Genomic DNA, 12,989 nt, shown 5'->3' with positions numbered 1-12,989 from the left:
TACGATACTTAATTTAATCTTATTTTTCGGAGTTAGGTTGCCGGTACATTTGATCCCTTTGGGATTTTATCTTGGGTTACGATAGCTGATGTTTAATTAAGCACAACTGTAAGTTTTACATTGCTCGATGAGCAACCTACCCTATGCTAGGAAGTTTCAAGCGCTGGCTTCGGGTGAGCACTGATCAAAACCATTCGTGAAGACCCCGCTGGTTCAGCAAATCATCTTCGCTTGAATGGTCGTACGAGGTGAAGACAGCATAGTTGTTCGCATAAACAATCGTGTTGCGCTTGAAGCTATCAAACACGACATAGAGAAAGAACGTCTTAGGGGTCAAACAATTTGCAACAAAGCCGCTCTTTCGGAGCCAATGCAGCACGAATATTGCGTTAGCCGCACATAAAGCCGCATTTGCGGGCCTTTCGCACGGTTAGGGCTTGCGCTGGGGATCGCGAGAGTTGTAATCCGACTGGAACAATAATGGGAACAAATGATCCAGCCGGGAAACAATCCGAACGGGCCTCGCCTGCCGGATATACTCAAACCAAAACCGGTCGCGATTGGTGAAAGCCTTTTGGACAATTGAAGGTACAAAGCCTTGATGTCCGCAGGCTTGCGGATGATCTTATGCCGGAGAAACCGGCTTCATCCTTGTCGATTGCGGCAAAGTACAAGGAATGTCGTTGTGAGTCAGATCGCCTTCTGGGGTGCGGTCGAATTAGGCCTCGTTTTCGCGTTTGTCGCCATCGGCGTCTATCTGGCGTTTCGCGTCCTCGACTTTCCCGACTTGACGGTGGACGGTTCGTTCCCGCTCGGTGCAGCCGTTACCGGCGTTCTGATCCTCGCTGGCCTCAATGCATGGCTCGCCGCCGCCATCGCCATGGTTGCGGGCGCTGTAGCGGGTCTTGTGACCGCAACGCTCAACGTGCGCTTCAAGATTCTCAACCTGCTTGCATCCATCCTGACGATGATCGCGCTTTTCTCAGTGAACCTGCGCGTGATGGGCCGACCGAATATCGCGCTCATCAATCAGGACACCATGCTGAGCCCCTTCTTCGGCCACGGTATTCCGGAATATTATGTCCGTCCGGCCTTCCTGTTTGTGCTTGTCGTCATCGCTGTCTTCATCGTCTGGCGCTTTCTGGAAAGCGACATGGGCCTCGCCATGCGTGCGACCGGCGCCAATCCCAAAATGGCGCGCGCTCAAGGCGTGCGGACTGACCGCCAGATCTATATCGGCATGGCACTCTCCAACGCGCTCGTCGCGCTTGGCGGTTCGCTTTTCGCCCAGACCAACGGCTTTGCAGATGTCACCTCGGGCGTCGGCACCATCGTCGTTGGCCTCGCAGCCGTCATCATTGGTGAAACCATCCTGCGCACGCGCAACCTGCTTGTGATCCTGATCGGTTGCGTGCTCGGTTCGGTCATCTACCGCATCGCCATCCAACTCGCTCTTTCCAATGGCGACACATTCGGCCTGCAGGCCTCCGACCTGAACATCGCCACAGCGCTTCTCGTAACCTTCGCCCTGATATTGCCGCGCCTGCGCCGCGGGGGAGCATCCGCATGATCGAAGTATCCAATCTCGATGTCGTCTTCGGTCGCGGCACTCCACTGGAAAAGCAGGTTCTAAACAAGATCAACCTGACCATGGATCGCGGTTCCTTCGTAACCGTCATCGGCTCGAATGGTGCCGGTAAATCCACCTTGCTCGGCGTTCTTGCAGGCGATGTTATCCCGACCGGCGGCAAGGTCGTGATCAGCGGCAAGGATGTGACGCGCAAATCCACCGCCGACCGCGCCGGTCTCGTTGCGCGCGTCTTCCAGGACCCACTGGCTGGCAGTTGCGGCACGCTGACCATCGAAGAAAATCTTGCGCTTGCCGCCTCACGCGGCAAGAAGCGCGGTTTCACCCATGCGCTGAATTCCAACCGCCGCGAATGGTTTCGCGAGCGGGTGGCAAGCCTCAATCTCGGCCTTGAAAGCCGCATGCAGGACCGTATGGAACTGCTCTCTGGCGGCCAGCGTCAGGCGCTTTCGCTGATCATGGCAACGCTTGCCGGTTCTGAAGTTCTGCTTCTTGACGAACACACGGCGGCGCTCGATCCGGGCATGGCTGAATTCGTCATGGAACTGACCCGCACGCTCATCACCGAAAACAAGCTGACGGCGCTGATGGTCACCCATTCGATGCGTCAGGCGCTCGATTATGGTGATCGCACCATCATGCTGCACGGCGGCAAGATTTTGCTCGACGTAACCGGCGACAAACGCAAGACACTGGGCGTCGAAGACCTGATCGAGATGTTCCGCAAAGTGCGCGGCCAGACGCTTGATGACGATGCGCTGCTGATCGAATAGCTGCCCACATATACGCTTTTCACAGCCGCTGTTCCTCCCGTGATCGGCGGCTGTTTTGTTTCTGGCCGAATTGCTCTAAGAACCAGATATGGCGCAGAAAAAAGCAAATGAAGTCGATGGTTTCCTGAGCAGACCGAGCAGCTCGTTTCCGGTCGTGCTGCTCTATGGCCCGGACAAAGGGCTGGTGAGCGAACGTGCACGCCGCTATGCCGAGGCGACAAAGCTGCCGCTCGACGATCCCTTTGCGGTCATCCGTATGGAAGCGGACGAGATCGATGCCGATCCTTCGAAACTGGCCGACGAAGCGCGCACCATTTCCATGTTCGGCGGCGAACGCCTGATCTGGATCAAAAACGCCGCCGGGCAGAAGAAACTTGCCGATGCGATCAAGCTTCTGGCTACAGAACCGCCGCATGAAACCTTCATTCTCATCGAAGCTGGCGACCTGAAAAAGGGCGTGGGGTTGCGTAGTGCTATCGAGAACGCTTCGGCGGGCATGGCACTTCCCTGCTATACGGACGATGCGCGCGGCATTGATGGCGTGATTGATGATGTGCTTGCCGAGTGGAAGCTGCAAATCACCCTTGATGGACGGCAGCTTCTTCGGGCCAGTCTTGGCGGCGACCGCCTTGCCACCCGTGGTGAGCTGGAGAAACTGTGCCTCTATGCACGAGGCAAGGAACGTATCGACATTGACGATGTGCGCGAAGCCGTGGGCGACGTTGCTGGCTTGTCGACTGATGAGGTCGTGGATGCGATTATTGCCGGTGATTTGCAGCGGTTTGAAATGACATTCGACCGTGTCGTGAAATCTGGCACAGCGCCGTTTCTGGTGCTGAACACGGCCATGCGGCAATTCCAGCAGATACAGGCTCTGCGCTATATCATGGATACAGAGCGCAAAAGCGCGTCCGTTGTTGTGGCCGGAGCAAGGCCGCCTATCTTCTTCAATCGCAAAAGGCTCATAGAAACTGCCATCGGACGATGGGGCGGCGAAAGCCTTTCACGGGTTCTGGAACGGCTCCAGCGCGCCGTTCTCGAAAGCCGCCAGAACTCAGCGCTTGCCGTTCCAATCATTCGCCAATGCCTGATGGCTATCGGTGTGGAAGCCATGCGCAATGCGCGGCGCTGACTAGAGTCTCCACTATCAAACGTGAAACAATCCAGCAAAAAACCCCGGTATTTAAATACCGGGGTTTTTTCAATTCATCATTGGGAACGCGTCAGCTCTGAAGACGACGGCAGATTTCGTCCAGCTGCTCCAGCGAGCTGTAGCGCACCTTCACTTCGCCACCGCGATCCCGATGGTTGATCTCGACCTTCATGCCGGTCACATCGGAAAGCAGCTTTTCAAGCGCTTTGGTGTCGGCATCTTTTTCAACCGGCGCAGCTTTACCCGGCTTCGGTTCCGCACCGCCGCGCGCTTCGGCCTGAGCCAAAGCTTCTACCTGACGAACGGACAGGCCTTCCTTGACAATGCGCTCTGCCAGACCGGTCGGGTTTTCCATCGTGATCAGGCTACGCGCATGACCGGCAGACAAGGCGCCGTCGACAATGAAATCCTGCACCGGCTGCGGTAGCTTGAGTAGGCGCAGCGTATTGGCAACATGGCTGCGGCTCTTGCCGATTACCTGTGCCAGATCGTTCTGCGTATACTCATGATTATCGATAAGCTGTTGATATCCAAGCGCTTCTTCGACTGCATTCAGGTCTGCGCGCTGAACGTTTTCGATAATCGCAATCTCGAGAGCGACACGATCATCCACATCGCGAACGATAACAGGAATCGTATCAACGCCCGCGCGCTGCGACGCGCGCCAGCGGCGTTCACCGGCGATAAGCTCGAAATGATCAGGCTGACCGGGAGCGGGACGCACCACGATTGGCTGGACGACACCGTGTTCCTTGATCGACTGCGCAAGATCTTCAAGTTCGGCTTCCGCAAACATGCGTCGCGGATTGCGCGGATTGCGCGTGACAAACTCGATAGGCACATTGCGTTCGATCGGAACCGGCGCTTTGCGCTCTTCGACCGGACGGTCGATCTCACCAATCAGGGCAGCCAGTCCACGGCCAAGGCGCTTTTTTGAAGGATCGTCGTTCATCGTTCGGCAAATTCCTGCAATTGTTACGTAGTAGAATCGATAGTCTAGGTTATGCGGCTTTCAATTGCCGCTCGCGCTGAATAACTTCCGACGCAAGCTGCAAGTAAGCCTGACTTCCAGCGCATTTCAGATCATAGAGAATGGCCGGCTTGCCATGCGATGGCGCTTCTGAAACCCGCACATTGCGCGGAATAACGGTGCGATAGACCTTTTCACCCATGAAGGCGCGAACATCATCCACCACCTGAGAGGCAAGATTGTTGCGGCTATCGAACATCGTCAACACGATGCCCTGGATCGAAAGCTCAGCATTGATCGTTGAACGAACCTGATCGACCGTCTGTAGAAGCTGGCTTAGGCCTTCCAGCGCAAAGAACTCGCACTGCAACGGCACAAGCACGGAGTCCGCAGCCGCCATGGCATTCAGCGTCAACAGGTTCAGAGATGGCGGGCAATCCACCAGAACATAGGAAAACCGATCAGAAACGCTCGAATCGAAACGCAAAGAGTCGCGCAGACGGCGGGTACGGTCCGCCGATTGGGCGATCTCCATCTCGATACCCAACAGATCGAGCGTCGATGGCACGATAAAGAGATTGGGCACATCGGTCTGCATCGCAGCCTCGGGCACCGATGCCTCTTGCGTCAGCACGTCGTAAGATGACAGCGGACGGTTGCGACGGTCGATCCCCAACCCAGTGCTGGCATTGCCCTGCGGATCGAGATCAACGATGAGAACCGTTTCGCCTATTGCCGCCAATGCTGTAGCCAGATTGATCGCCGTCGTGGTTTTGCCGACGCCGCCTTTCTGGTTTGCAATGGTTATGATCCTGGACATTTTGTTCATTACCGTCGCCCTGCCGCTTTCCAGATCTGCCAAATTCTCGGATTCAATTTGCTTTGCGTCGCAAGTTGCTGATTTCGAGGATGACCGAAGTCTGATCGATAGCACTTTGATGTTTTACCAGATCGAAATCCCAACCGACACGGCTTTCATCGATTTCTCTCTGGTAATCCCGACCTTTTTGGAAAAGCGCCTTGGCACCGTTGACGAGCCAGGGCTCCGTCAAACCAAAAAGGTCGTTCAACGAGGCGAGCGCTCGGGCGGTAACAACCTCCGGCGTCTCGATTTTTTCCCACATGGACTCGATACGAGCTGCATGAATATGGGCAGGAATATTTAAATGGCCGGCAGCTGTGCGCAGAAAAGCGGCCTTTTTGCCGGCGCTTTCCACCAGATCAATACGACTACCCGGTCTATCCGCCAGATAACAGGCCGTCACGATGCCCGGAAATCCGCCACCGGAACCTATATCGAGCCAGCGTTTTGCGTCTGGAGCCAGCGGAAATATCTGCGCGCTATCCAGAATATGGCGGCTCCAAAGGTCCGCCAATGTCGATGGAGATGCCAGATTGATCGCTTTCGACCACTTCCGGAACAGCTCTTCAAATGCGATCAAACGATCCACTGTTTCACGTGAAACAGCCGGATTGATCTGGCGAAGACTTTCGAAACGGCGATCCGCACCCTTATCAGCACTCACGCCGCGCCCTTCCCTTCCGCCAATTCAGTAGCGGCTTGACGGCGAGAACCATGCTTCTTGATCTGCGCTATCAGCAAGGCCAAGGCAGCCGGCGTCATACCATCAACGCGCTGCGCCTCGGCAATAGTCTCTGGCTTACGCTGTTTCAGCTTATGTTTCAGCTCGTTGGACAGTCCGGAAATGGCGTCAATATCCAGTCCAGCGGGAATCAACAAGCGCTCTTCGCGCTCCATAACCGCAATATCTGTCTGCTGGCGTTCCATATAAACCGCATACTGCGCTTCGATCTCCAGCGTTTCGCGGGTGATGGGATCAATTGATTCCAGCTCGGGCCAAATCGGATTCAAACGCGCCAGATCAATATCCGGATAAGACAACAGATCATAAGCCGAACGACGAACCCCATCGTGGTTCAGATGCAGGTCATAGCGGCTTGCTAGATTTGGCGTAATCGAAAGCGACTGCGTTAATTCGCGCGCGGCGGACAGCGCATTCTCTCGTTCAGCAAAGCGCTTCTTGCGCTCAGCACCCAAAATGCCAAGGCCGTCGGCCAGCGGCGTCAGACGTTGATCGGCATTATCCGCGCGCAAGGATAGACGGAACTCGGCTCTAGAAGTGAACATACGGTAAGGCTCACTTACACCGCGCGAAGTCAGATCATCCACCATAACACCAATATAGGCTTCCGTTCGCTGGATGATGACTGGCTCTTCACCCCCTGCCCGCCTTGCGGCATTCAAGCCAGCAAGAAGCCCCTGAGCGCCGGCTTCCTCATATCCGGTTGTACCGTTGATCTGTCCTGCCAGGAACAGACCGCTTACGCGCCGCGTTTCCAGACTGCGCTTCAGTTCACGCGGATCAATAAAGTCATATTCAATGGCATAGCCCGGCTGCAGCATGATTGCTTTCTCAAGACCGGGAATGGTCTTGAGAATTTCGAGCTGAACATCTTCCGGCAGTGAGGTGGAAATGCCGTTCGGATAAACCGTATGGTCATCCAGACCTTCCGGTTCCAGGAATATCTGGTGGCCGTCACGATCACCGAACTTGACGATCTTATCTTCGACTGACGGACAGTAACGCGGGCCGATACCTTCGATCGAGCCAGAATACATGGCTGAACGGTGCAGGTTGGCGCGTATAATAGCGTGTGTTTCCGGTGTCGTTCGCGTAATACCGCAATCAATCTGCGGCGTCGTAATGCGGTCCGTCATCAAAGAAAACGGTACAGGGTTCTCATCAGCAGACTGGGTTTCAAGGCTCGCCCAATCGATGGTCCGGCCATCGAGACGCGGCGGCGTGCCAGTCTTGAGGCGTCCCAATGCAAAGCCAAGAGTCTTCAAAGTATCCGAAAGGCCAAGCGCCGGGTTCTCGCCCATACGCCCCGCTGGTATCTTCTTCTCACCAATATGAATGAGACCATTCAGGAACGTGCCTGTCGTCAGCACGACCGCCCCGCAGTTCAACAGCCGACCATCCGATAAAACCACACCAGTGACAATACCTTCTTCGGTCTTGATATCAAACGCGCCGCCCTCAACAACTGTGAGGTTCTCCTGCGCACCAATCATTTCCTGCATCGCAAGCCGATAGAGCTTACGATCGGCCTGCGTGCGCGGGCCACGAACGGCTGGGCCTTTACGGCGGTTCAAAAGACGGAACTGGATGCCTGCCTTATCGGCAACGCGACCCATCAAACCGTCGAGTGCGTCAATCTCACGGACGAGATGGCCCTTCCCCAGGCCACCGATGGCCGGATTACAAGACATAACGCCAATCGTATCGAAGCGATGAGTGACCAATGCAGTGCGTGCACCTGCACGCGCAGCAGCCGACGCGGCTTCGCAGCCCGCATGACCGCCACCGACAACAATAACATCGAAGACTGTAGACTCAGCCGAACTCATTTCTCGCATCCTTGGATTAGGAGACAGCTTTTGCCATGAATGCGTTTGAAACGGAAGGATAAAAGCGTGACAGGCGATCAATTAAAAGCGTTCAGGGTCGCTGACTCACGAAGAACAGGTAGAGTCAACTGGCATCACTGGATTCCACAGATGTTTCACGTGAAACATTCCAAGAATCATCTCTGCCCCAACAGGCCAATGTTTCACGTGAATCACTTGCCAATGCAAAACTGCGAGAAGATCACATCGAGGATTTCCTCAACATCCACGTCACCGGTGATGCGACCGAGGTATTGGGACGCCCTGCGCATGTTCTCCGCTCGCAATTCTAGTGGGAGATCATCACGGCGTGCGGCGGTTTCAATCTCAGTAAGCGTAGAGTGGAGCAAATTGATATGGCGCTGCCTTGTAGGGACGGCATCGTTGATCTGGCCAATCCGTTCTTCAGCGAAAGATTGAAGAGCGGCTAAAAGTTCGTCTAACCCAGAGCCACTCTTGATTGAAATATGGAAAGTCCATCGTTCAGAAAGGCCTCCCGTTAGATCGGCCTTGGTTCCAATGCGCCAAATTTCGACATCAGCCTCGTTAAGTGTCACATCAATTGGATCACTCATGTCTTCCAACAGAAGAATGAGGTCGGCTTCCGATGCTCTTTCGCGGGCTCTCTCGATGCCAATCTTTTCAACAGCGCTTTCGGTCTCGCGCAGACCAGCCGTATCAGTGACGTAAACCGGGATGCCATTGAGGTCGAGTTTGACTTCCAGAAGATCGCGTGTCGTTCCCGCCTCATCCGATATGATCGCCACTTCCCGTCCAGCGAGAAAGTTAAGCAAGCTCGATTTGCCCGCATTCGGCGCACCGGCAATCACTACATGCAAACCATCACGAAGCATGGCTGCGCGCTTGCCGCTGGCAATATGCAGCTCGATTTCCTTTTGTAGCTCTTTCAAGGATCGCCATACCTGATCAGAAACCGAGCCTGGGACATCGCTCTCATCTGCAAAGTCGAGTTCAGCTTCAATAAACGCCCGCGCACGAACAAGCCTCTGCCGCCAATCCGTATAGAGTTGGCGTTGCGCGCCTGAAGCTACTTGCAAGGCAAGACGTCGCTGCCCTTCGGTCTCAGCCGCGATGAGATCTGCCAGACCTTCTGCAATTGTCAGATCCATTTTACCATTGGTGAAAGCACGTCGGGTGAATTCACCTGCCTCTGCAATACGGCAGCCTGCTATCTCGCCCAGTTCCACTAGCAGTTTTTCAACAACAGCTATTCCACCGTGCAGATGAAATTCGACACAGTCTTCGCCTGTAAAACTATGCGGTCCGGGGAAGAAGAGTGCTAATCCACGATCAATCGCGTCTCCATTTCGGGAGCGGAATGTCTTATAGGCTGCATATCGTGGTTCAATGCCGGAGCCGAGAATCGTTTCAATGATGAATCGAACTTTAGGGCCAGATGCTCGCACCACAGCAACACCAGACGGAAGCCGCCCGCTGGACAAGGCAAAAATCGTATCGTGATGCACAGCGGTGTCGTTCATTGCGTTTCCTGACCTATATCAATCTTGCCAAGAGGATTGAAATTAAGCTCAGTGCATATTCATTCAAACGCTGAAAGGGAAGCCTCATGACGGATATCAGCAGAAACAGGCTGTCTGCGGAACCCAGTGCCTATCTGCGCCAACATGCGGATAACCCTGTTCATTGGCAGCCCTGGGGAAAAGAAGCCCTCGACACAGCACGTGAGTTAAACCGCCCTATCCTGCTTTCGATTGGTTATGCTGCCTGTCACTGGTGCCATGTCATGGCCCATGAATCGTTCGAAGATGCTGATGTCGCTGCAGTGATGAACGACCTGTTCGTGAATGTGAAGGTCGATCGCGAGGAACGACCGGACATAGACCAGATCTATATGGCCGCGCTTGGCGCGATGGGACAGCAAGGTGGCTGGCCCTTGACCATGTTCTTGCGACCTGACGGAAAGCCCTTCTGGGGCGGCACGTATTTTCCGCCCCACGCACGCCACAACATGCCGGGTTTTGTCGATGTATTAAAGGCCGTGAACAATCTCTGGCAAGGAGATAAAGAAAAAATTAACCATAATGCCGAGGCGGTGTTCAATCATCTGGAAGGTCGGCTCGCCGCGCAAAATGCCGCCACTCCGAATGAAATTGCGCGCTTTGATGATGTAACGCAACGGATCAGTGGTCTTATTGATCCGGTACGCGGTGGCATCGAAGGCGCTCCTAAATTTCCCAATGCTCCATTCATGGACGCGCTGTGGCTATCCTGGCTCTATAATCACGACAGCGATAACCGGGACAAGTTTATCCGCTCGTTGAAGACCATGCTGCAAGGCGGCATCTATGATCATCTCGGCGGTGGTCTGTGCCGCTACAGCACGGATGCCGAGTGGCTCGCGCCGCATTTTGAGAAAATGCTCTATGACAATGCGCAGCTGATCCGACACGCCAATTATGCCTTTGCGGAAACGAAAGATGATTTGTTCCGCATACGAATCGAAGAAACCATTGATTGGTTGGTCCGTGAAATGCGACTGCCGGACGGTAGTTTCGCGTCTAGCCTCGACGCCGATAGCGAAGGCGAAGAAGGAAAATTCTACGTCTGGAGCGAGGCGGAGATAGACAGCGTTTTGGGAGAGGATAGCAAGGCGTTCAAGACGTTCTATGGTGTTTCCCCAGGAGGAAACTGGGAAGGCCATACTATTCTGAACCGCTTGCATAACGTGAATGCTGATGCAGCGGCGACGCCGTCGATACGGGGCGCCAAGGCAAAGCTATTCGCACAGCGTGAAACACGCATTCGTCCGGGACGCGATGACAAGGCGCTGACCGACTGGAATGCACTTGCGATCCGTGCGCTTGCAGAGGCCGGACGAAGCTTCGCCAAACCGGAATGGGTGACTTTGGCGGTCGAAGCCTATCAGGCGATCATGATGCCATTCCGCGCGGGGAAAATGGCGCATTGCCGTATGCAGGATCGGCTGGTCTACCCTGCCCTGTCGACGGACTATGCCGGTATAATCAATGCCGCACTGGCACTCTATGAAGCAAGTTCCGACCGGAGCTACATTGATGACGCCCGGAAGCTCAAACAGGCGTTGGATGACCACCACCGGGATGCTTCCGATAATTACCGTCTATCTGCGCTGGATGCCGACGATGTCATTCTTCACGCCTATGGTGATTATGACGAGGCTATCCCCAGCGCGACCAGCCAGATTATCGAAGCGCTGACGCGGCTTTTCCTCGCAACCGGTGACATGACGCTTTACCGAAGCAATGAGACGTTGATCGAGGAAGCGTTAGGCCGCGCACTCGCACAGCAATATGGTCAGATCGGCATATTGAATGCAGCCCGCATGGCTGCCGAACCGCTATCGCTTGTCATCGCCGCGCAGTCTCATCAAGATGAGCTTGTTTCGATAGCGAATCGAAATCCGGATCCGCGTCGTCTCGACAAAATTGTCAGTTTCACGCCGGATGCGGTGATTGAACTGCCGACAGGCGGTACTGCCCGGGCAGAGAAGCCATCGGCATGGTTCTGCAAAGGACAGGTCTGTCTGCCGCCGGTAGAGAATGACGACGCATTGCGCATTCTTCTGACGAGCGGAGCGTGACGGACAAAAAAGCCACGCTGATTTTCCAGCGTGGCTTTTGATTAGAGCATTTCCAGCAAAAGTGCGAAGCGCCTACGCGGGGAAATCAGTCCACTGGACTGATTTCTGATCCCGCTTCGATGCGTAGGATAATGCGCGAAAACAAAAAGCTGCAAAGAGCTTAGGTGTTCATCGAATCGAAGAACTCACCATTGCTCTTGGTCTGCTTGAGCTTGTCGATGAGGAATTCGATCGCATCGGTCGTGCCCATCGGCGCGAGGATACGGCGCAGAACAAAGATCTTCTGCAGATCGGCGCGCGGAACGAGCAGATCTTCCTTACGGGTACCGGACTTGAGAATGTCCATGGCCGGGAAGATGCGCTTGTCTGCAACCTTGCGGTCGAGAACGATTTCCGAGTTACCCGTGCCTTTGAATTCTTCAAAGATCACTTCGTCCATACGGCTGCCCGTATCGATCAGCGCGGTCGCGATGATGGTGAGCGAACCACCTTCTTCGATGTTACGCGCAGCACCGAAGAAACGCTTCGGACGCTGGAGTGCATTGGCATCCACACCACCGGTCAAAACCTTACCGGATGACGGAACAACAGTGTTGTAAGCGCGGCCAAGGCGGGTGATCGAGTCGAGCAGGATCACAACGTCGCGACCATGTTCAACCAGACGCTTGGCCTTTTCGATGACCATTTCAGCAACCTGCACGTGACGCGCTGCCGGTTCGTCGAAAGTTGACGAAATGACTTCACCCTTTACCGAACGCTGCATGTCGGTCACTTCTTCCGGACGTTCGTCGATCAGAAGAACGATCAGATAGCATTCTGGATGATTGGCGGTGATCGAGTGTGCAATGTTCTGCAGCAGAACAGTCTTACCGGTACGTGGCGGAGCGACGATCAGACCACGCTGGCCCTTGCCGAGCGGTGCAACCAGATCGATGACGCGCGGCGACAGATCCTTGGAGGTCGGAACTTCCAGTTCCATCTTGAAGCGCTCATTCGGATAGAGCGGCGTCAGATTGTCGAAGTGAACCTTGTGGCGAATCTTTTCCGGGTCTTCAAAATTGATCGAATTGACCTTGAGAAGCGCAAAATAGCGCTCGCCTTCTTTGGGGCCACGGATCGGGCCTTCAACCGTATCGCCAGTCTTCAGCGAGAAGCGGCGCAGCTGCGAAGGAGAAATATAAATATCGTCGGGGCCTGGCAGATAATTGGCATCAGCGGAGCGCAGGAAGCCAAAACCGTCCTGCAGCACTTCGACAACGCCTTCACCGATGATCTCGACATCCTGCGAAGCCAGCTTCTTGAGAATCGCGAACATCAGTTCCTGCTTGCGCATCGCGCTCGCATTTTCGACTTCAAGGGTTTCGGCAAAAGCAAGCAGCTCAACCGGTGTTTTATTTTTTAGTTCTTGTAGTTTCATTTCCTGCATGGATGA

The 12,989-nt window shown here is 54.7% G+C and carries 10 protein-coding genes; 4 read left to right on the top strand and 6 right to left on the bottom strand.

Annotation, left to right across the window (positions count from 1 at the left end; translation table 11 throughout):
• Positions 1 to 685: 685 nt before the first annotated feature.
• The 3 genes from FGI60_RS04590 to holA all read left to right on the top strand — a co-directional run bounded on the left by FGI60_RS04590 (position 686) and on the right by holA (position 3,493).
• A complete protein-coding gene (locus FGI60_RS04590; RefSeq protein ID WP_138784122.1) occupies positions 686 to 1,570 on the top strand; it encodes an ABC transporter permease in 885 nt (294 codons plus the stop codon).
• Positions 1,567 to 2,361, top strand: a complete 795-nt coding sequence (locus FGI60_RS04585; protein WP_138784121.1) for an ABC transporter ATP-binding protein — start codon at positions 1,567 to 1,569, stop codon at positions 2,359 to 2,361. Before FGI60_RS04590 ends, FGI60_RS04585 begins: the two co-directional genes overlap by 4 nt.
• Positions 2,362 to 2,449: 88 nt before the next feature.
• The gene (gene holA, locus FGI60_RS04580; protein WP_138784120.1) at positions 2,450 to 3,493 is read left to right on the top strand and encodes a DNA polymerase III subunit delta; all 1,044 of its coding nucleotides are present in this window, start codon (positions 2,450 to 2,452) and stop codon (positions 3,491 to 3,493) included.
• Between the two features lie 91 nt (positions 3,494 to 3,584).
• Here the strand turns inward: holA and FGI60_RS04575 are convergent, their stop codons facing one another.
• From FGI60_RS04575 to mnmE, 5 genes are all read right to left on the bottom strand, one after another.
• Complete coding sequence (locus FGI60_RS04575; protein ID WP_138784119.1) at positions 3,585 to 4,466, bottom strand: ParB/RepB/Spo0J family partition protein; 882 nt, start codon at positions 4,464 to 4,466, stop codon at positions 3,585 to 3,587.
• Between the two features lie 49 nt (positions 4,467 to 4,515).
• A complete protein-coding gene (locus FGI60_RS04570) occupies positions 4,516 to 5,313 on the bottom strand; it encodes a ParA family protein (protein WP_078337617.1) in 798 nt (265 codons plus the stop codon).
• Between the two features lie 43 nt (positions 5,314 to 5,356).
• Positions 5,357 to 6,010 carry a 16S rRNA (guanine(527)-N(7))-methyltransferase RsmG gene (gene rsmG / locus FGI60_RS04565; RefSeq protein ID WP_138784118.1) on the bottom strand — a complete coding sequence of 218 codons (654 nt, stop codon included), beginning with the start codon at positions 6,008 to 6,010 and terminating at the stop codon, positions 5,357 to 5,359.
• Positions 6,007 to 7,917, bottom strand: a complete 1,911-nt coding sequence (gene mnmG, locus FGI60_RS04560; RefSeq protein WP_138784117.1) for a tRNA uridine-5-carboxymethylaminomethyl(34) synthesis enzyme MnmG — start codon at positions 7,915 to 7,917, stop codon at positions 6,007 to 6,009. Before mnmG ends, rsmG begins: the two co-directional genes overlap by 4 nt.
• Before the next feature lie 212 nt (positions 7,918 to 8,129).
• On the bottom strand, positions 8,130 to 9,458 hold the full coding sequence (gene mnmE / locus FGI60_RS04555) for a tRNA uridine-5-carboxymethylaminomethyl(34) synthesis GTPase MnmE (RefSeq protein WP_138784116.1): 1,329 nt from the start codon (positions 9,456 to 9,458) through the stop codon (positions 8,130 to 8,132).
• A gap of 86 nt (positions 9,459 to 9,544) precedes the next feature.
• Here mnmE and FGI60_RS04550 point away from each other — a divergent pair, with 86 nt between their 5' ends.
• Positions 9,545 to 11,557, top strand: a complete 2,013-nt coding sequence (locus FGI60_RS04550) for a thioredoxin domain-containing protein (protein ID WP_138784115.1) — start codon at positions 9,545 to 9,547, stop codon at positions 11,555 to 11,557.
• Positions 11,558 to 11,717: 160 nt separating this feature from the next.
• Here the strand turns inward: FGI60_RS04550 and rho are convergent, their stop codons facing one another.
• Positions 11,718 to 12,983, bottom strand: a complete 1,266-nt coding sequence (gene rho / locus FGI60_RS04545; RefSeq protein WP_109370019.1) for a transcription termination factor Rho — start codon at positions 12,981 to 12,983, stop codon at positions 11,718 to 11,720.
• Positions 12,984 to 12,989: the final 6 nt, after the last annotated feature.

Source organism: Brucella haematophila, assembly GCF_005938105.1.
GTDB classification, from domain to species: domain Bacteria; phylum Pseudomonadota; class Alphaproteobacteria; order Rhizobiales; family Rhizobiaceae; genus Brucella; species Brucella haematophila.
Note: the sequence above shows the minus strand (reverse complement) of the source record. Positions and strands in the feature narration are given on the sequence as shown.